Source organism: Polaribacter sp. 20A6 (assembly GCF_011378915.1).
Lineage (GTDB): Bacteria > Bacteroidota > Bacteroidia > Flavobacteriales > Flavobacteriaceae > Polaribacter > Polaribacter sejongensis.
Genome location: NZ_WTPZ01000001.1, coordinates 879,947 through 899,456, shown reverse-complemented (window position 1 = coordinate 899,456; position 19,510 = coordinate 879,947). Strand labels below are relative to the sequence as shown.

The following is a 19,510-nucleotide window of genomic DNA, read 5'->3' as shown; positions in this document are numbered from 1 at the left end:
TTTATGTTTGATAGATATAAATTAAGGCTAATGATATTTAATTCCACTTCTCTCCTATTCCTTCGAAAAACTCAGCAAAGGCTAATTTTCGTAAAAAGTCTATTTATTCTCTTTTATTGTTTTTTAATTGTATGCTCAGGTGGATAAATCATAATTTAAAGCCATTTAAAAGGAAAAATAATATTAGCTATAATTCTAAGTATTAAAAGGAAAATAGCACTTCTTCTTTTTTTTATCTAGTAATAGTCGTTTATTGTATCAAGTTAGAGAAGTCTAAATTAAGAATAATATTATCGTTTAAAAATATGTTACAAAACTTACTCTTATTTTCAGGATTTGCAGGAATTACAGTTTTTATTGGTGGTTTATTAGCTAATTTTTTCAATCACCACATTCGTGAAACTCCTGTAAAATATGAAATTACACACACAATGATGTCTTTTGGTGCAGGTATTATATTGTCTGCAATTGCTTTGGTATTAATTCCAAAAGGTTTAGAAGAATTGGCTGTTTTACCAATGGCAATTTCCTTTACTGCTGGTGTTTTAATTTTTCTTTATATCGATCAATATTTAGCTAAAAATGGTAGTAAAAATGCTACTTTGCTAGCAATGATGATGGATTTTATTCCAGAATCAATAGCTTTAGGAGCTACGTTTGCAGTTGATCCTAAAATGGCAACTTTATTAGCCGTTTTTATAGGTCTTCAGAATTTACCAGAAGCTTTTAATTCTTATAGAGATATGGTGGGAAGTGGTTTTACAGCACAAAAAACATTAATTATATTTTTCGTTTTAAGTTTTTTCGGAATTGGAGGTGCTTTAATTGGACATTATTTTTTAACAGATTCTCCAATTTTAACGGCACATTTAATGACTTTTGCAAGTGGAGGAATTCTATATTTATTAATAAACGATATTATTCCTGAAAGCAAATTAAAAAACAACTATTTAACTTCTTTAGGTGCTGCTTTTGGTTTTTTAGTCGGTATTATTGGTGAGAAACTAATTTAAAATAACGGTTGTTGTTTGTTCTAATTATGAAGTTAAAATGAGATTCCTCAATCGCCTAAAAAGGCTCATTTCGGAATGACGAGTTGTAGGTTATCTAAAAAAGCTCTTTTGGAATGAAGACTTGATCTACTCTAGAAAGGATTATTTAGGAGTGTTAAATTGTATGCTATCTAAAAAAACCTCGCAAGCTTTTACACTTACAAGGTTTTAACAACTACTTTACTCTCTTTCTTAAATTGTTTGTTCTTTATCTTATGGTAATTGTATTACCACAACCTGTGTTTTTACTGTATACTTTTGCATTGGTAGCTTTACCATTAACTTGTAAATATCCATCAGTATCACAATCCCATTTAGCTGTTCCCCTTGCAGAAATTTCTATTTCATGAGTATCCATACCTTTTGGGCACACATAAATAGTGCTTCCGCTAGTGTTTCTAAGCGTTACTTTATTTGCCTTTTGTGCACCTTGGTAATTGGCTTCGTTCAGTTTTTTTCTTCTCTCTAAGTCTTGCCATTCTGGTGTTGCTTTCACAGAATCATTGTATCTTTTAGCTTCTGCCCATGATGCATCACTTGCAGCTTTTTCTTTTGCTAATTTATCTATAGTAAGTTTTGCAACGTTTATATCAGATTGCTTTTGTTTTGCTGTTCTACCATCTTGTTTTGCTTTCATGGCAACTAAATAATCTGTAATTATTTTATCTAAATTCTTCTTTTTGAATTCTTTATATTCAGGTCCAAAAACGCCGACAGATCCTAATGCTTCCTTTTTTAACGCTTTCATTTTCGCGAAAAAAGAGTTCTTCTTTTTAGTCTTTTGCTCCTTTTTCTCAGCATCAGCCTTTACAGGTGCAGTTCCTGCTTTTATATAGACAGCGTAAATACTTTTAAAAGTAGCAAATTTTGTTGAAACTCCTTCAAGAGCAAAAACATAATCATCAACAGATACATAGTAACTATTAGAGCTCCAACCTTCTATTGTAATAACAGACTCATATGGATACCCAGAACACGTTCTTTTTTCATCTGAAAGATCAATTGTCATTTTAGTTTCTCCTTTTTTTGGACCTTCTTGTATAATCGTAGAAAATTTATACCCTTCTCCTGTTGGTAAATATTCCTTTTTAAATTTAACCGAACTTGCTTTTTCTTCTGCCTTATAAGTTCCATCTCCCACTTTTGACACCTTTATATATAGGTTGTAAGTTTCTGTTTCAGAAATGTTCTCAAAAAAGCTTTTTTGTGCTTGTGTTGCAGTAGTTATTAATAGTACAACTGCTAAAATTAAATGTTTCATTGGTTTCATTGTTTTGGTTTTCAAATTGATGTTTCTTTCTTTTTTATAACAGGTCAAAATTAGAACTAAACACGGTTTTACATCATTCAAAAAATGACTATTTAAGTCAGAAAGCAACCATTTGATTCAAAAAGCTACTATTTGGGTCAAAGCAGTTATACGCCCAAATAATTACATAATTAAAGTATACATTTGAGTGTTATTTAGCTTAAAATGAGCTAAAAAGCTACACTTAAATTGAATGTAAATACTAATTAATTAAAATTAAAAATGATGAAATTAAAAGGATTATTACTCGTATTATTTGTTTGTGCTTTAAATGCAAAGGCTCAAGATTATTTCCCTAAAAGTGATGTGTTTGACGGTAAATATTATTCATTAAATAAAATGGGGAATCCAGGGCAAGAAGTAAAAGAGGTCTTTCTTGCAGCAGGTTCACCTGGTACCACAAAAATGATGACACTTAGTCTTACGGAAGGTGGCATGCCAGCCTATTTTGTGTTTGATGAAGCAATATCTAAAAAAGTAAAAAAAGCGGTATTTCGTAACAGAATGTCAATGGTTTTTATGTACGATAAAAATAGTTTAGTGATGGTTCGTGAAAAAAAGGAAAGAAACCAAGCTGAAGGAGAAACCTTGGTAGATTTTTTTAGTAAAGACAAAGCCAAAGTAGCTGCTATGACAAAAGAAAAAGCAATGGAGTACGCAACGCAATATGCAGGAGAGTTTTAAAAACAGTAATGATGTGTTTTTATAAACTAATTATTTTAAACTTATAATTCCCCTGTGTTCATTTAGAATGAGCAAAAAAGTTGTGCATCTTAAATAATCATAATTTTAAGTTGCACAACTTTACTATAAATAGAATCCTTTAAAGACAAGAATATCAATTGTATAAAATAGAATTTTACGAGCATCATGTAAATGATTACAGTTCTTGTAAAGTTATTTTTTTAGTCCTTTTTAATTGTAAAAAAAACTAAGAATAAGAGGATTAATATGTGAATTTTTGAAGTATGAATTAAGAAGGCATTTAATTCATTTTAAAGTAGAAAGTAAATTGTGGGGAGAGCAGGATTCGAACCTGCGAAGACGTAGTCAACGGAGTTACAGTCCGTCCTCGTTGGCCGCTTGAGTATCTCCCCTTTATTTACTTTTTCCTACAAATCTGTTGTAAAAGTTAACCAAATAACATCAGATTTTGTTGTAAAGAACTACCTTGTTTTCTTAAGGTGTGCGAATATACAAAGTTTTCATAAATGACCTAAAAATATTTTGTTTTTTTTTCACTTTTATGCTTTAATTTAATCTTCAGAACTTGTTACTTTGTTAGACTTGCAAACCTTTACAAGAGTAACAATCTGAAAATAAAGTACTTCGGGTTTTTAGCATTAATTACACCAAAATAGTAGTTCCTTTTGCTGTTTTAGTTGCATCTTCATCAAAGTAAAAATCAATACGTCCTAAGTTTACGCCATAAGCTCCTACTTGGTTGACCAAGGTATTTTTTCCGTCGGCATTTTTTACAATAGTTGGTTTTGGTAAAAAAGTATGGGTATGGCCACCAATAATTAAGTCGATGTCTTTAGTAGCCTTTGCTAGGGTTAAATCTGAAACTTTATCTGGATTGCTTTTATAGTAGTATCCTAAATGCGATAAACAAATAATCAAATCGCATTGTTCTTCTTGTTTTAATTGACGGGTAATATCTTGTGTAATTTCAATCGGATTTAAATAACCGGTTTCTTTGTACATCTTCTTACCTACCAAACCTTCTAACTCAATACCCAGACCAAAAACACCTATTTTAAGTCCGTCTTTATGCAGTATTTTATAAGGTTTTACATGCGTATCTAACACCGTGTTTTTAAAATCGTAATTGGCAGAAACAAAATCGAACTTTGCGTTTGGTAATTGTTTGTACAACCCTTCTATAGAATTGTCAAAATCATGATTCCCAATAGTAGCAACATCATATTTAAGAATACTCATCAACTTAAACTCTAATTCTCCTCCAAAATAATTAAAATAAGGCGTTCCCTGAAAAATATCACCAGCATCTAATAACAAGGTGTTTTCATTTTCTTGTCGTATTTGTTCTATCAAAGTAGCACGTCTTGCCACTCCTCCTCCATTCGGAAATCTGTTGTGGTTGGCTTTAAAAGGTTCTATATGACTGTGCGTATCATTGGTGTGTAAAATAGTAATATGTCTTTGTTTTTTAGCAATAAAAGACGGTAATGTAATACCACCCACTAAGGCCATTGTAGAAAAGGCTCCTGTACGTTTTATAAAATCTCTTCTTTTCATTAGTTCAGTTTTACACGGTTATCGATGGTGGTTTGTAAAGTATCTACTTTTTGAAAGTAATCTATAATAGCATCTCTCATTTTATAATCTAATACGGTTAATGCTACAGGATTTTTAAAAAAGTTCATTTTATCGCCTCCATCTTGTAAATAATCAGAAGTTAAAACAGTATAAGTCTTATTTTCATCCAATGGTTTACCATTAATTAGCAGTGTATACGTATCTCCTGTAATGGTCAATTCTATATTTTTAGACAAAGGATGTGCAGCTTTGTTTTTTATAAAATAGGCAACCAATTCTTTTACTTTATCGCCTGTTAGGGTGGCAACGACCAATTCATTGTCAAATGGCATTAATTTAAATGCGTGTTCTTTGGTGATGTTTCCTGCCGGAATGCTAGCACGGATTCCTCCACTATTAAACATCGAAAAATCGATGGAATTATTAGTTTTCTCTTTAAAAAGTGGATTTGCCACTGCTACACACATATCTGCCAATAGGTTTCCTAAAGTACTTTGTCTGTCAATATTTTGCTTGGTTAACTTTATAGGTGTATAAGTTAAGGTTTCTTGCATATCACCGGTAAGTTGTTCTTTATAAGGCGCTATGAGGTTTGTTATTTTTGTAGATGCCACAAAGGTACTATCTATAGCAATATTTTTAGCCGTTATTTTTGTGAGTTGCTGATCGGCTTTTTTACAAGAAACTACAAGGAGTAGACAGCAAATAAAATGTGATAATTTCATGGTTTTCATATGAGGCCGAAAGCTAATAATTTAAAAAATAGTATCCTTTTTTTTATTCTATTAATTTACCTGTACATTCTGTTAAAATATAATTAAAATGCTCCACATCGTCTCTATTTAACTTTAAAACACCTGTATTTATGTAAATTATTATAATTCATTGTGAGTTTTAAGGCTATCTGCAATCGCTTTTTCTAAAACAGCTGGTTCACTACCAGCACCAATAGTTAGTAATTTAGTTCCTGTTATTGGCACGCCTTTAAAAGGTCTTACAAATACTTTTCCGTCTGGAGTTCTTTCAAAATAAGTGTAATTTGCTTCTTTAGCTATTTGTACGCAACCTTTAACTCTAAGTATACTCTTAGGTAGCTGGTTACAAATAAGGTCTATGCAGTCTTTAGATGGTAAAACAGGTAAATCAATAGAACAAGAAGACCAATGTGCTTTTTGATGCGCTAATTTATCAACCACATTTTTAGAAGGTAAAAGAATGGGTAACAACTCCACATCTAGCTTCTCCATAGTGATAATTTTAGCAAAAGGGTTGTGTTTTTTTAAATCTTTAATTACCAATACTGTTCTATCTTCTGAAGCTCCATCAAGATGTGTCAACACAATTAAAGACGAAACCTGTATTTGATTCGCTTCTAATTCATCATGTTCTCCTCGTTTTTGCCAATTTTGTACATCTACTACAGAAATTTGTATGGGTGGTAAAAATCGATCGTTTACGCCTACTCCTAAAAACTCCATTAATGCACAAGCATCAGATGTACCGTTGGCTTCAATTAAAGTAATTCCTTTTTTTCTAACAGGAATTCCGTTTACATAATTTCTGAGTTCATGTATGCCACTACAACAAATACAACTTCCAGTAAGCGCTTTTACATGTTTGTTATCCACTTTTTCCAGAAACTGCTGTACATCCATATTGGCATTTTCATAATCATTTAAAATGACAAAAGGGTTCCATTTTTTTTCAGAAAAACGATCTATTAAATAATTTAATAAAGTAGTTTTTCCTGATCCTAAAAAGCCGACAATGGTAATTATTGCTTCCATATTGTAAAAATGCTTATGCTGATTTATGCTTCTTCTAGTAGATTTAATTTATTCATTTTTTCTATTAAATCTCCTGTAATTGCAACTACGGCAGGTTTAGGAATATTATCTTTATCAAAAGGCCAAGTACTCGTTGGATTGCTTAAATCTTTTGTTTGTTCACCTGGGTGTTGCACGCTTAAAAACAGTGTTTTACCATCAGGCGAAAACCAAGGACCTGTTAACTCTGCATCTCTTGGTGCTGTGGCAACTCTAATTACTTTTCCGGCGTCTTTTCCGTATCTCGGAATAACAAATAAACTGTTGTTTTTAAATGATAAATACGGTGTATCGACTTTATTCATTGCGCTACCAGACATGTCTGATGTCATCCAAAGGTTTCCTACTAAATCAAATGCTAAGTTGTCCGGACAAGAAAAACCTGAAGCCTCTCCTCCTGCTTTGTACGTTTCTGCTTTAAAAGTTAGCGCATCAAAAGCACCATCTTTTTCTTCAATTTTTAAAATTGAACCATGGTAATCACCTTTAGGTTTGTTATTTGTTAAGGAGACAAAAATGTTTCCTGTAATAGGATCTATTTCTATATCTTCTGTCTATTTAATGCAGTAGCTCCAATTAGTTTTGCTGCTTCTCTAGCTCTAATTAAAACTTCTGTTTGGTCTTTGAATTTACTTTTTAAAATCGGTTGATTTTCCCAGTCCATAGGCAACCATTTTCCGTTGATGGTATCCGCCACATAAAGTGTTCCTTCTTTTAAAGAACCTGGTTTAGAAGAGATAAATTTATACAGATGTTCATCATTATGATCATCACCAGTATATGCAACTACACGCTTATCTTCTAGTTCGTAAAGTGTACAACATTCGTGTGCAAAACGCCCTAAAGCAATGTGTTTTTGTGCAGTTCCGTCTTTTGGGTTTATTTCTACTACCCAACCATAATGTTCTGGTGGATATTTATAAAAGGCTTCCCATCCATACTCACTTGCACGGTGTGTAGGATTGTTATTTTCATCATATTCTGTTTCTCCAAAACAAGCATCATAGTTTTCTTCACAGGTAATAAATGTTTTCCATGGCGTAATTCCTCCAGAACAATTACTATTCGTTCCAAATACGGTAGAAGCTTCTTTAATTGGAGTATCCCAATTTAAAGTCATGGGTGTATTGGCTGTAATACGTCTGTTATAGGCATCGTTTTCAACAATGTTCCAAATGCCATTTTCCTCTTTAATTCGCACAATACTTCCGCCAACATTGTACATTTCTTTATCTACTTGCTCTTTTGTTTTTGGAGTTTTGTTTTCTTCGGATTCGTTATAATCAGAGACAAAAAACGGATTTATATACTCATGATTTACCCATAATAAACCGTCTTTAGGATTGTTATCATCCAAAGGAATAAAACAGATAAAATCATTATTGAATCCAAAAGTATCGGCATTATTAATCTTTTCTCCCCATTTAATGATGGAATGATATTCTAATCCATTGGCTAATAATAAATCGTCTTTATCTGAAGGATTCAATCCTTCTAAAACTAAGTTTTTTAAAGTTTTAAACCTGTCATCAGACATTACATCAATTCCCTTTGCAGGAGTTGTTGTATTACCACAACTTACTAAAAACTGAGGAGCAACTGCTAGTCCTAGTCCTGCTTTACCAATAAAAGATATAAATTTTCTTCGATTATATTCCATATTATATATTTGCTTTAAATAATTATTAATAGGTAATTAAGTAAATGCTAAATTATATTTTTTCTTGAGCGATGATCTTTAAGAAATCGTTACGTTTTTCTACTTCAGTAAAACAACCTCCATACTCTAAAGTCGTTGTAAAACTGCTTTGATCTTTGATACCTCTAGATGAAACACAAAGGTGTTTTGCTGTCACCGAAACAATTACATCTTTAGTACCTAAAATGGTTTGTAAATCGTTCAAAATTTGAAGTACAAGCCTTTCTTGCACTTGCGGACGGCGTGCATAATAATCTACCAAACGATTTATTTTGGACAAACCGATTACTTTGTCTTTAGGAATATAGGCCACATTTGCATACCCTATTATTGGCAAAAAGTGATGTTCGCAAGCAGAATCTATCGTAATATTTTGTTCTACTAACATTTTATTATACCCATATTTGTTTTCAAAAGTGGATAGTTTAGGTTTATTTACTGGGTTTAACCCATAAAATAATTCTTTTACATACATTTTAGCAACACGATATGGAGTACCAGATAAACTATCATCAGTTAAATCTAATCCCATTTCTTCCATGATCTTTTTAAAATGATACTGGATGTTTTTTATTTTTTCTTCATCACTTTTATCAAAAGCATCTGCACGTAAAGGTGTTCTTATACTTGATGAGAAATGATTGTCACCTACAATTTCTATTTCTTTTTTATTTTTCATTTGTACAACATTTATCGGTTTTACACTGGCAATATTTTCTATTATATGTGTGTAAAATAATTAGGGCAATTGCTGGTATATAGATTGCGCTTTCTGGTATAGAAAGCAATGCTATTTTTTCATTGATAATTACAACAAACAGTAGCAACCAACTAAACCACAAAGCAGGTTTCATCCAGGTATTCGTAGTAGTTTCTGTAGATCTATAAATGGCAAAAAATGAGATTACTAAAAAGAAATAGTCTATAAATTTCCACCAAACAGGTGTCGTACTGCAACAAGCTGATGCGCCTGCTTGCACTATAAACAATAAGGGAGTAGCAGCACAATGTATAAGACAAAGAGAACTTGCTATAGCACCGATACTATCGGATTTTTGTTTTGAAATGATCATTACTTATTTATTAATACAACTGAGTTGCAAATTTAAATAATAAATTTGTTATTACAACTAAGTTGCACTATATTTGTTATATGGGAATTATTAGAAAAACAAAGGCTGTAGAAGTATTACTTAATGAATTTAAAAACAGCTCTGTAGCTATTTCTGCAAAAATGCTAATAAATCAATTAGATACTGAATTTAACAAAACAACGATATATCGTATTTTAGACAAGCTAGAAGATGATGGTGTTTTGCATTCTTTTCTTGGTAAAGATGGTCTTAAATGGTATGCCAAATGTACCGGATGTTCAGCAACGGAACACAAAGATGTGCATCCGCATTTTCAATGTCTAAGTTGTGGTAAAGTAGATTGCTTGGAAGTAAAAGTTGTTATTCCTAAAATAGAGAACAGACAAATAGCTTTTTCTCAGGTGCTTATACAAGGGAAATGTGAAGAATGTATTGGATAAAAAAAAACCAACTAAATAAATTGTAATTTATTTAATTGGTTTTAGAATAACTTGTACTTTAATTTATGATCAAAAGATTTTATTAAATAAAAAGCAGATATTTATACTGTTTATTTGACATTAAATTAGCGTTATTCCCTATATAAATAATGGTTTCTGTATCTGTAGAAACTTTTGAATGGAATTTTAAATAGCTTCAAAAAAAAATACCTGTAGATTTCTTTTTTGTACAATCTCCCAAACTTTATATTACTGTAAAAATTTCACTTTCGGCCAATCTAGATTTTGGTGTTTTTTCTGTTGAATTAAAATCAGATTCAGTTCTATACCCCAAAGAAACAGCTACTAAAGAAGTAAAACCTTTTTCTCTTAATCCGAATTCTTCATCCAAAGCTTTTACATCAATACCCTCCATTGCTGTTGCATCTATTTCTAAACTTGCAACTCCTAATAAAAAGTTTCCAATGTTTAAGTATACTTGTTTTTCCATCCAATGTTGATAATCTTTTAAGTCATATTTATGAATGTTTGCAAAAGCGTTCATTCCTCCATACATCCCATTTTTGACATCTTCATTTGGGAATCTTCCATCTTTATCTTGCACATCTAAAAGGTGTTTAAAATAAGCATCATCTGCACCTTCACTGGTTCTTGAACAGAATAATACTACTGCAGAAGCATTTATCACTTTTGGTTCATTAAAATTAAAAAAACCTTTTGTTCCCTTTGCCATACGCGCTTTCCCTTCGGTAGTTTCTGCAATAATAAAATGCCAAGGTTGAAGGTTTACACTTGAGGGACTCATTCTTAGTAAATTTTTAACTTGTACCATATCTTCATCAGATATTTTCTTGGTTGGGTCAAATTCCTTAGTAGTGTATCTCCAGTTTAATGTTTCTTGTAAATTCATATTATATTTTTTTATTTTACTATCATTTTTATAGTGACAAAAGTATACAGAGCATTTGTATCTCGCAAGAACGGTCAAAAAGGATAGTATCCAAACCATCTGATGAAACATACTTAAATAATTAAAATACAGCTATTTAAATTAAATGTTAAATTTACTATAAAAAGTATAGTTGTATACCTTAATATAGTAACATATCTTTGTAGGTTAAAAAACAAAAATTATAATCTTATGTACACATATAAAGGAAAAGAATATCCTTGTTGCGCAAGTTTAACCATGGGAATGATTGGTGGTAAATGGAAAACGGTTATTTTATTTCATTTACGAAATACCACACTTCGCTATAATGAATTAAGAAAGCAAATGCCAACAGTTACGGAAAGAACACTAAGTTTACAATTAAAAGCACTGGAAGAAGATGGTATTATTAAGAGGACGGTTTTTACCTCTAAACCTCCTTTAAAAGTAGCATATTCATTAACCGATTTTGGTAAAACTTTAATTCCGGTTGTACAATCTATAGCGGATTGGGGTTTTTCTGTGCTTGAAAAAGATAAAAGTGTTGGTGTTAATATTTAAATACTAAGACTTACAAACACGCATTAAATACTCAATAATCTTTAACTTATTTAACAAGTTTTATAAAGTTAGAATTCTTAAAACTGATGAATACATAGTAACTTATATTATTAAACTAACGCTTTAAGTTAAATTATATAAACACAATATTAGATGGTGTTTATATGTATTATTTTCACGTAAATTAATGGAAGGTATTTGAGTTTTAATCAACTCTTTTACGATAAGAATTACTGTTTATTTGTTCGGTTAGAAAAGAAATACGTTACAATACCAGTTAATACAAATAACAACCCGATAGCACTTTCTTTCGGTTTTTCCATTAACATATATCCTAATATCCAAATACTAAAAACCACAAAAACAATTTGTAGAAATGGTTTTAACGGACTCTTAAAAGCTCCCTTTCTTCCTTTTAACCAAAATATAGAAGCAACGGTTAATGTTCCCATTAATTGTAATAAAAAACTAGCATATAAAAGCACTTGTTCAAAAGTACCTGTAAGCGTTAATACAATACTTATTCCTGCTTGTAACCACAAAGCTCTCACTGGTATTCCATTTTTGTTTTTAACGGCTATTTTCCTCCAAAAAGAATGATCTTTAGCCATGGCAAATGTAATTCTAGATCCAATCCAAAGATAACCGCTTACGGTTGCAATAAGCTGTATGGCAATTAAATAACTCACCCAGTTCCCTCCTTCTGTACCAAAGATATTTTTAAAGGAAATAAAAGCGACTTCCACCTTACCAGAAAGTTGATCTACAGATGCATGTTTTAAAAATACAATTTGTAAAAGCACATAAATTATAGTGACTAATGCAGTTCCAAATAGTAAGGCTTTTGGTAAATTTCTTCTTGCATCATCAATCTCATCCACAATGTATGCGGCAGAATTCCAACCTGTATAAGCATACGTTACGTATAATAATGAAACAGCAAAACCGGGTAATAATATTTCGTCTTGCCAAGAATTACTAAGATCTATAGCGGTTACATCTTGTGTAGGTACAAAACTAAAACCGAGTATAATTAAAATCAGTACAAAACCAATTTTAACACCTGTAGAAATATTTTGAAACTTTCCGCTTTGTCCAACACTTATAGAGTGAACTGCAGTCAATATTAAAATCACTAAGATACCGAACCAATCGTTAAATATGGTTGGATTTATAGGGTTTAAATAACTTTTCATCGCCATTACAGAAATAGCAATCGGAGCTGAAAAACCAACGGTTAAGGAAACCCAAGCGTAAATATACCCAACAATTGGATGAATTAATTTTGATAGAAATACATAATCTCCACCAGAATCATCAAAATTTGTACCTAATTCGGCATACGTTAATGCACCAATTAAGGCGAATAAACCTCCTAATAACCAAATTAGCACAATACTCCATGTATTCTGAATATCAGTTAATTGATACCCTAAACTGGTAAAAACTCCTGTACCAATCATATTGGAAATAACCAAAGCTGCTGCCGTCTTCCACCCTATTTTGTGTTTACCTTTCATGAACCTTGGTTATTTCCTTTTCAGAAATATCTAATTATATTTTGTAGTTTAATCTCGCAAAATAAAACGCTCCTGTTGTTCCCATTTGAACAGATGCGTATTTGAATACACCAAAATAACTGTTGTCATAAATTTGTTCATCTGGCAATACATCAAATAAATTATTTGCGCCAACTGTTAAAGAAAGATTATCATTTATATTGTAAGAACCTGTTAAATCTGTAGTCAGTTTTCCTGAATGTAATTGAGCGCCTCCAAAAGGAAAACCATTTCTAGTTATTTCTCCCCAATACGTGTTTCTTAACATTACTCCAAACTTGTTTTTTGTTAAATCAACTGTAAATATTGCTTTGTCCTGAGGATTATTAGATTCAATTAAACTTTTTTCTTGAGCACCAAAATACACATCTTCTTGACCTACAAAAATGTCAGGAACATTATTTAATGTATCGTCTACTTCAGTTTCATTATGATTGTATAATAAAGAAAAGTTTAAAGCACCTTCATTTAAAGGAACTTTATAATTCATTACTAAATCTACACCTGCGGTGGAAGTGTTAATAGCATTCGTAAAAAAACGAGCAGAAGATACGCCTAAGGGCTGCAATATGGCTTGTAATTCTGGTATTTCATCACCATAAACATCATTACCTAAACTACCAGTGTAGATAATTCTATCATCAATATCTACTTTATAAGCATCTAAAGTAATTTGAAAATTATTAGTAACCTTAGCTGTTAAACCAACACTAATACTTGTAGATGTTTCTTCTTTTAATTCAGGAATACCTAAAGTCTGAGCAATTTCACTATCGTTTCTAAATGTACCTCCGTTAATAAGGTTTCCATCAACCAAATCGGTAGCAATATTGTTAAAATATTGTTGTTGTAAAGATGGCGCTCTAAAACCAGTACCAAACGCTCCTCTTAACACAACAGCATCCGTTAATTTATATCTTGCTGCTATTTTTCCGTTGATGGTATTTCCAAAATCACTATAATTTTCGAATCTACCAGCTACATCAACTAAAAATTTATCAGTAAAATTAAGTTCAACATCTGCATATATTCCTACAGAAGATCTTTGCTCATCCACCTCATTACTTGGTGCAAAACCTGGGAATGAATTTGCTCCGTTACCAATATAAGAACCTTCTTCACCTGCATAAATCGTATAGTTTTCGTATCTGTATTCAGCTCCAAAAGCCAAACCAAGTCCGCTCATGATAGTATCATCAAATTTAGAAAAGTCTAAGTTTACGGTATTTTGTAAAAAAGTATGTCCACCTGCATCAAAAGAAGTCGGACTGTTAATTCCCAATGCATCGTTTACCGTGTTAGAAATTCCGTAATCAAATTGATTATAACCATTTGTATTACTCAAATCAAAATCCCATTCTCCCAATTTGGCTCTATACCCTGCAATTAAAGAAAGGTCGATTATTGTAGATTCTAAAATGGGTTGAAAACCATTTGGAAAAATTTCTAAAACATGTCCTTCCGAAGGTAATCTTCTAAAACCAAAACCATTACCGGTTCTATAATTTCCACCACCGGCGGCATAAAAAGTTCCATTTTTACTTGTAGGAAGCTCAAGATTCACAAAAAGTTGTGTGTTCGTAATTGCAGCATCACCTACTTGAAAGTTAAAATCATCACGAGTTAAACCCGCAGCATTTATCAACTCATCATCACGTTCTCTTGCGCCATCATTAGAAAAATCATACGCAAAGAAATTACCTAAATCAGACTGGTCATAAATAACCAAATTATGATTTTGGCTTCTACTTGTTTTACCTCTATCATTAAATTCTGCCGTAAGGTTTATAAATCCACCTTTAGTACCTAATTCAGTACCATAATTTACATTTAAATTAAACGTTTCTCCATCACCTTCCGAAGTTAAACCATAAGTTGTACCAACCTCTAAACCTGTGTTTTTCTTTAAAATAATATTGATGACTCCTGCAATAGCATCCGAACCATATTGAGCAGCAGCTCCATCTCTAAGAACTTCAATTCTATCAATAGCAGCTGAAGGGATTGAAGATAAATCTGTACCAACAGATCCGTTTCCAACCGTATTTTGATTATTTAATAATGAGGTAGTATGTCTTCTTTTTCCGTTGATAAGTACCAAAACTTGATCTGGACCTAAACCTCTTAAAGAAGCAGGATCTACATGTTCTGTTCCGTCCGAAGAAGATTGTCGGTTAGAATTAAAAGACGGCACTAAATTCGCTAGTAAATCATTCGCCGTAGTTTGTGCACTTGTTAATTTAATTTTAGACACATCAACAATATCTACCGCTACCGGTGTTTCTAATTTTGTTTGTCTAGGATTTCTTGTTCCTACCAGTACAACTTCCGAAAGAATCTCTGAAGATTCTTGCAAAACAATCGTTAAATTGCTTCCTCCTTCTTGTTTTTGAGTTTTAAACCCTAATGCAGAAAACACTAAAATTGCGTTTTCATTATTGCTAGAAACAGAAAAATTACCACTGTTATTGGTAATAGTTCCTGTTGATGTACCTTCGATAATAACATTTACGTCTTCTAGTGGTGAGTTGTTGGTGTCAACAACTTTTCCGTTGTATATTTTCTGAGCTGATAAACAGAATGTTGTACTTAGAAATATAAATAATAAAAAGGACCTCATAAATTTTAATTTAAACTGATTTTGATTGAATTAAAGCATGTAATTAAAACCGTGCAAGATAACAAAAATCGAAATATTTGCCCCCTTTTTTATGATGTAAATGATTACCAACTAACACCTGCTCCACCACCACCAGAACTACCGCCTCCAAAACTTGATGACGAAGAAAAAGATGATGAAGAACCAGAAGAAGAGGAAGTCTGTCTTACTTTTTTAGGAAGAACTACTATCTTTTCATCTTGATAATTACAATTTTTACATTCATAATAATCAACTCTTTCACCTGCAGATGCATACGTTGCAGATTTTAATAGTTTAGATGATTTTTTTCCGTACGTTTTATAACCACATTTGGTGCAATCACTGTATTTTCTGCTATTAATACCTTCATATTCTAAAATTAGAATATCGCTTTCATCTTCTGTTACCCAAACATCATAGCGAGTTGATTTGAGCCTTTCTTCTAAAATTTGAGCAGCTTCTAAAAATTTATTTTCTCTCCATTCATCTTTAAGAGTTAACAGCTTGCCATTTACTTTACTATAACGAGGAGCTGTTCGATATTTTTGCAGGCGTTTTTTTACCTTTTTTGAAATAAAAAATAAAGGAAATGGTAACAAAAAAATAAGACATCCTAATTTTAATTCGTCCAATCGATTATACTTATCGTAAAAATCGTCTTTAGATATTTGGGTTTGATATAATACACCTTCATACCAAAACAGCATGAACGCGCAAATAATAGTGTACACCAATAAAAAATAATGATACCATTGATAATTGTCGTCTTTTTGATGTACAATACTAGTACCGTAAACTTCCTGAATAACCTGCGGATTGTCTAAAAACTCACGGATTCTAACCACCGAATTTATCAATCCCTCACCATAATTTCCATTCTTAAAATTAGGTACAATTTCATTTACACCAATTCGGTAGCAAACAGCGTCCGTTAAAATAGGTTCTAGACCATAACCAACCTCAAACTCTGTTCTGCGTTGGTCCATTACTGTTAAAATTAGTAATCCGTTGTCTGTATCTGCTTTACCGATACCCCATAATTCGAAAAGATCTACGGCAAATTGTTTAGGAATTTCTCTACCAATACTTGGGATTACCACTACGGCAACTTCAACAGACGATTTTTGCTCTAACTCAAATAATAATCGGTTTATTTGATTTTCTGAGGATGCATCTATCAAATCATTTGGATCGGATACATAGCCTATAATTCCAGTACCTCTTGGACTCGGAACTTCTTTAATTGAATAACTTTCTTTATCCTTATTATAAATTGGTGCTTTAAATCTTGGATAATTAATTGCTGGCTGCTCAATAGTTTTTTCAAGCAAAGCACCTTCTTCTGAAGCATCTGATACATCTTGACTAAAACCTGTTATTGATATACATAAACACCAAAACAACAAACTCGTTAACAGTCTTTTCTTATTGGTTTCAAGAAGATATTGGAAAGTAAACAGATTCATGTTTTTATTAATTATAATATAATGATTTCATTAAAGTCATTTTTAAAAATGTCAGTTCGAGTGATTTTTCTTTTTTGAAAAATTGTATCGAGAACTCGTTTAGAATCTAAAAACTAATAAACACAACTTCAACAAGTGACACACTATGCCTCTTTCCTCAATACCTCCAAAGGTGGACTTTTTAAAACCGATTTTAAATTACTCAAACCAATCACCACAACTAAAAATGTAATTCCTGGTAGAAAAACTAAAAACGGAATTGCAGATGGTATAAATGGTTCTTTAAATATAAAAGTAGCTAATAATTGACTACCAACTAAAGATAATAAAATACCAGTTAAACTACCCAAAATACCTAAATACACATATTCTAAAGCTGTAATTTGCAAAATCTGTTTGCTTTTTGCACCTAATGTTCTTAGTAAAACACTTTCTTTAATTCGTTGGTATTTACTATTTCTAACAGAACCAATCAGCACAATTAAACCAGTTAAAATGCTAAAAAATGCCATAAAATTAATAATCCAAGAGATTTTATCTAAAATATCTTCTACAAGTGTAAAAACCTGACGCAAATCTAAAATAGTAACATTTGGAAACTCTTGCACCAATGCTCTCTGTAAATCCGCAGAACCTTCTTTATTTGGCACGTGCGTCGTCATTACATTAAATTGAGGTGCATTTTCTAAAACTCCCGTTGGAAACAAAATCATAAAATTGACTTTCATGCTGCTCCAATCTACTTTTCTGATGCTTCCTACAATTGTTTCCATCAACACACCTTGAATGTTAAAAACAATTGGATCTCCTATTTTTAAATTGGCATCTTCAGCAAAATTATCGGATATAGAAATATTTATAGGATTTCCATTTATAAATTTTCCTATCCACTCACCTTCTACAATCTCTTCGGTTTCAGCTAATTCTTCTCTGTAGGTAACTCTAAATTCTCTGTTTAAAATCCATTTTTTCATTTTAACAGTAGAATCTTTCCGAATCTCATTTACTGTTTTACCCTGAATACTTTGCATGCGCATGGTAATAATTGGTATGTTATCAATTACTTCCAATCCTTTGCTGGTAAAAGTTTCTAAAATAGCTGTTTCTTGTTTTTGTTGAACATCCATTAGAATGATATTAGCATCATCCTTTTTATTTTCTATGGATGTTTTTGCTAATAAAATATCCTTCGTAAAGTATAACGTACTTATTAGAAAAGTTCCCAATCCGATGGCTAAAACAAGCACCATTGTTTGGTTATTCGGTCTAAATAAGTTCAATAAACTTTGACGCTTTGTATATCCCCAAGAACTTGGGAAGAATTTTTTAATCAATTTGATGAAAAGGTTAGCAACACCTGCCATAATTGCAAATGTGATAAAAATACCTGCGGTAAAAATCAATCCGTTTACGGCATCTTTTAACATCCAAAAAGAAAATAAATAGATAAAAAGTAGAATTAAGAATACTACTGCAATTCGTGCTTTTTTAGGTTTTTGTAAATTGTCTTCAGAACCTCTTAAAACCTCTAAAGGTGATACATACCAAGTGCCTAACAAAGGTAATAATGCAAATAAAACCGACATTAAAACACCTAAAGTAACTCCCATTAATATAGGTTGTGCAGAAATTGAAATAGCAACGTCAAAAGGTAAAAAATCTTGTAATAGATACGGAAAAGCATATTGTAAACTAACTCCAATAACAGCACCAATTAAACCGCCAATCAACCCAATTCCGATAATTTGGATCAAATAAATTAAAAAAGTTTGTTTTCTAGAAGCTCCTAAACATTTTAAAACGGCTACATTTTTAAGCTTTTCTTTAATGTAAATATGCACAGAACTTGCAATACCAATACAACCTAATAAAAGGGCAATAAAAGCAACTAAATTTAAAAAGCGACTCACATTATCGTACCTTCTGCCTAAGCGTTCACTGATACCTGTATGCGTATCTAAATCTGCATTTTCTGTTTTAAGAATAGGATCTATTTTGTTCTCTAAAGTAACTAAATCCATTGTAGGATCTTCGAAAAAATATTGGTATTCTTTTCTGCTTCCTAATTGTAATAACCCAGTTTCTTCAACAAAGCGAAACGGAATTAATACCGCTGGAGCTACAGAAGAAGAAATTGCTGTACTACCCGGAATTGATTTTAAAGCACCAATAATTTCAAACGTAGTTTTACCTAATTTAATAGAATCTCCTGGGTTTATATTATATTGTAAAAGCAAGGTAGCATCTACCAAAGCGCCTCCTAATTCTTGATATTTTGTACCAGCATTTTCAGGTTCGGTAGATAAATCTCCGTAAAACGGAAAATCACCTTCCATAGCCCTAACTTTCACTAATTTTGTCCCATCATTTTTAGGGAAAGCAGCCATAGAAACAAAGTTGACTTCAGATGCATCTGCGCCTAAAGAATCTATAATTGCTTGTACTTTTTCTGATGGTATTTGTTTGCTATCAATAATAAAATCGGCCCCCATTAAGGATTTCGACTGTAGCTTTATGTTTTGCTTTAAATTGTCACTAAATAACTGAATAGAAACCACGGCTGCAATACCTAAAATAATAGATGCCATAAAAAGCATTAACCTAGAAAGGCTTGCTTTTCCGTCTCTCCAAGCCATTTTTAATAGCCAC

Annotated in this window: 17 protein-coding genes and 1 tRNA gene; 4 read left to right on the top strand and 14 right to left on the bottom strand. The window is 31.8% G+C overall.

All coding sequences use genetic code 11. The annotated features are described in order from the left end of the window. Nucleotides 1–305 precede the first annotated feature (305 nt). Nucleotides 306–1,013, top strand: coding sequence for a ZIP family metal transporter (locus GQS57_RS03590; protein ID WP_165731196.1), 708 nt, complete (start codon nt 306–308; stop codon nt 1,011–1,013). Between the two features lie 247 nt (nt 1,014–1,260). Here the strand turns inward: GQS57_RS03590 and GQS57_RS03585 are convergent, their stop codons facing one another. Next, nucleotides 1,261–2,313, bottom strand: coding sequence for a hypothetical protein (locus tag GQS57_RS03585; protein ID WP_165731195.1), 1,053 nt, complete (start codon nt 2,311–2,313; stop codon nt 1,261–1,263). A gap of 270 nt (nt 2,314–2,583) precedes the next feature. Between GQS57_RS03585 and GQS57_RS03580 the strand changes: the two genes are divergently transcribed. After that, nucleotides 2,584–3,045 carry a hypothetical protein gene (locus GQS57_RS03580; protein ID WP_165731194.1) on the top strand — a complete coding sequence of 154 codons (462 nt, stop codon included), beginning with the start codon at nt 2,584–2,586 and terminating at the stop codon, nt 3,043–3,045. Nucleotides 3,046–3,376: 331 nt separating this feature from the next. On the opposite strand, the gene GQS57_RS03575 is transcribed toward GQS57_RS03580, so the two are convergent. From GQS57_RS03575 to GQS57_RS03545, 8 genes are all read right to left on the bottom strand, one after another. Continuing rightward, nucleotides 3,377–3,458, bottom strand: a tRNA-Tyr gene (locus GQS57_RS03575). A 250-nt stretch (nt 3,459–3,708) separates the two neighbouring features. Beyond that, complete coding sequence (locus tag GQS57_RS03570; RefSeq protein ID WP_165731193.1) at nt 3,709–4,623, bottom strand: bifunctional UDP-sugar hydrolase/5'-nucleotidase; 915 nt, start codon at nt 4,621–4,623, stop codon at nt 3,709–3,711. Continuing rightward, complete coding sequence (locus tag GQS57_RS03565) at nt 4,623–5,369, bottom strand: 5'-nucleotidase C-terminal domain-containing protein (RefSeq protein WP_165731192.1); 747 nt, start codon at nt 5,367–5,369, stop codon at nt 4,623–4,625. The genes GQS57_RS03570 and GQS57_RS03565 overlap by 1 nt, the downstream gene beginning before the upstream one ends. Nucleotides 5,370–5,519: 150 nt before the next feature. Beyond that, a complete protein-coding gene (locus GQS57_RS03560) occupies nt 5,520–6,431 on the bottom strand; it encodes a GTP-binding protein (RefSeq protein WP_165731191.1) in 912 nt (303 codons plus the stop codon). Between the two features lie 23 nt (nt 6,432–6,454). Next, nucleotides 6,455–6,988: a PhoX family phosphatase gene (locus tag GQS57_RS19110; RefSeq protein WP_368855178.1), complete on the bottom strand. Its 534-nt coding sequence runs from the start codon at nt 6,986–6,988 to the stop codon at nt 6,455–6,457. Nucleotides 6,989–7,011: 23 nt separating this feature from the next. Next, nucleotides 7,012–8,130 carry a PhoX family phosphatase gene (locus tag GQS57_RS19105; protein ID WP_262887611.1) on the bottom strand — a complete coding sequence of 373 codons (1,119 nt, stop codon included), beginning with the start codon at nt 8,128–8,130 and terminating at the stop codon, nt 7,012–7,014. Between the two features lie 52 nt (nt 8,131–8,182). Further along, nucleotides 8,183–8,848 (bottom strand): GTP cyclohydrolase I FolE, encoded by a 666-nt coding sequence (gene folE, locus GQS57_RS03550; protein ID WP_165731190.1) that lies wholly within the window; start codon nt 8,846–8,848, stop codon nt 8,183–8,185. After that, nucleotides 8,838–9,242 carry a MerC domain-containing protein gene (locus tag GQS57_RS03545; RefSeq protein WP_165731189.1) on the bottom strand — a complete coding sequence of 135 codons (405 nt, stop codon included), beginning with the start codon at nt 9,240–9,242 and terminating at the stop codon, nt 8,838–8,840. Before GQS57_RS03545 ends, folE begins: the two co-directional genes overlap by 11 nt. Before the next feature lie 80 nt (nt 9,243–9,322). On the opposite strand from GQS57_RS03545, the gene GQS57_RS03540 reads away from it, so the two are divergent. Further along, the gene (locus tag GQS57_RS03540; RefSeq protein ID WP_165731188.1) at nt 9,323–9,703 is read left to right on the top strand and encodes a Fur family transcriptional regulator; all 381 of its coding nucleotides are present in this window, start codon (nt 9,323–9,325) and stop codon (nt 9,701–9,703) included. 244 nt (nt 9,704–9,947) lie between these two features. Here GQS57_RS03540 and nfsB read toward each other — a convergent pair whose 3' ends face one another. Continuing rightward, nucleotides 9,948–10,613 (bottom strand): oxygen-insensitive NAD(P)H nitroreductase, encoded by a 666-nt coding sequence (gene nfsB / locus GQS57_RS03535; protein ID WP_165731187.1) that lies wholly within the window; start codon nt 10,611–10,613, stop codon nt 9,948–9,950. Nucleotides 10,614–10,844: 231 nt separating this feature from the next. On the opposite strand from nfsB, the gene GQS57_RS03530 reads away from it, so the two are divergent. Then, nucleotides 10,845–11,195, top strand: coding sequence for a helix-turn-helix domain-containing protein (locus tag GQS57_RS03530; RefSeq protein WP_165731186.1), 351 nt, complete (start codon nt 10,845–10,847; stop codon nt 11,193–11,195). A gap of 230 nt (nt 11,196–11,425) precedes the next feature. On the opposite strand, the gene GQS57_RS03525 is transcribed toward GQS57_RS03530, so the two are convergent. The 4 genes from GQS57_RS03525 to GQS57_RS03510 form a co-directional block, all read right to left on the bottom strand. Further along, entirely contained in the window at nt 11,426–12,715 is a 1,290-nt protein-coding gene (locus tag GQS57_RS03525; RefSeq protein WP_165731185.1) for an APC family permease, read from the bottom strand. A 34-nt stretch (nt 12,716–12,749) separates the two neighbouring features. After that, entirely contained in the window at nt 12,750–15,374 is a 2,625-nt protein-coding gene (locus GQS57_RS03520) for a TonB-dependent receptor (RefSeq protein WP_165731184.1), read from the bottom strand. Nucleotides 15,375–15,478: 104 nt separating this feature from the next. Further along, nucleotides 15,479–16,861 (bottom strand): YgcG family protein, encoded by a 1,383-nt coding sequence (locus tag GQS57_RS03515; protein ID WP_165731183.1) that lies wholly within the window; start codon nt 16,859–16,861, stop codon nt 15,479–15,481. A gap of 143 nt (nt 16,862–17,004) precedes the next feature. After that, complete coding sequence (locus tag GQS57_RS03510; RefSeq protein ID WP_165731286.1) at nt 17,005–19,497, bottom strand: FtsX-like permease family protein; 2,493 nt, start codon at nt 19,495–19,497, stop codon at nt 17,005–17,007. Nucleotides 19,498–19,510: the final 13 nt, after the last annotated feature.

What these genes read in the sequence shown, in the direction of transcription:
- GQS57_RS03590 (WP_165731196.1), top strand. Translation starts at nt 306, where the DNA reads ATGTTACAAAACTTACTCTTATTTTCAGGATTTGCAGGAATTACAGTT.
- GQS57_RS03585 (WP_165731195.1), bottom strand. Translation starts at nt 2,313, where the DNA reads ATGAAACATTTAATTTTAGCAGTTGTACTATTAATAACTACTGCAACA.
- GQS57_RS03580 (WP_165731194.1), top strand. Translation starts at nt 2,584, where the DNA reads ATGATGAAATTAAAAGGATTATTACTCGTATTATTTGTTTGTGCTTTA.
- GQS57_RS03570 (WP_165731193.1), bottom strand. Translation starts at nt 4,623, where the DNA reads ATGAAAAGAAGAGATTTTATAAAACGTACAGGAGCCTTTTCTACAATG.
- GQS57_RS03565 (WP_165731192.1), bottom strand. Translation starts at nt 5,369, where the DNA reads ATGAAATTATCACATTTTATTTGCTGTCTACTCCTTGTAGTTTCTTGT.
- GQS57_RS03560 (WP_165731191.1), bottom strand. Translation starts at nt 6,431, where the DNA reads ATGGAAGCAATAATTACCATTGTCGGCTTTTTAGGATCAGGAAAAACT.
- GQS57_RS19105 (WP_262887611.1), bottom strand. Translation starts at nt 8,130, where the DNA reads ATGGAATATAATCGAAGAAAATTTATATCTTTTATTGGTAAAGCAGGA.
- folE (WP_165731190.1), bottom strand. Translation starts at nt 8,848, where the DNA reads ATGAAAAATAAAAAAGAAATAGAAATTGTAGGTGACAATCATTTCTCA.
- GQS57_RS03545 (WP_165731189.1), bottom strand. Translation starts at nt 9,242, where the DNA reads ATGATCATTTCAAAACAAAAATCCGATAGTATCGGTGCTATAGCAAGT.
- GQS57_RS03540 (WP_165731188.1), top strand. Translation starts at nt 9,323, where the DNA reads ATGGGAATTATTAGAAAAACAAAGGCTGTAGAAGTATTACTTAATGAA.
- nfsB (WP_165731187.1), bottom strand. Translation starts at nt 10,613, where the DNA reads ATGAATTTACAAGAAACATTAAACTGGAGATACACTACTAAGGAATTT.
- GQS57_RS03530 (WP_165731186.1), top strand. Translation starts at nt 10,845, where the DNA reads ATGTACACATATAAAGGAAAAGAATATCCTTGTTGCGCAAGTTTAACC.
- GQS57_RS03525 (WP_165731185.1), bottom strand. Translation starts at nt 12,715, where the DNA reads ATGAAAGGTAAACACAAAATAGGGTGGAAGACGGCAGCAGCTTTGGTT.
- GQS57_RS03520 (WP_165731184.1), bottom strand. Translation starts at nt 15,374, where the DNA reads ATGAGGTCCTTTTTATTATTTATATTTCTAAGTACAACATTCTGTTTA.
- GQS57_RS03515 (WP_165731183.1), bottom strand. Translation starts at nt 16,861, where the DNA reads ATGAATCTGTTTACTTTCCAATATCTTCTTGAAACCAATAAGAAAAGA.
- GQS57_RS03510 (WP_165731286.1), bottom strand. Translation starts at nt 19,497, where the DNA reads ATGGCTTGGAGAGACGGAAAAGCAAGCCTTTCTAGGTTAATGCTTTTT.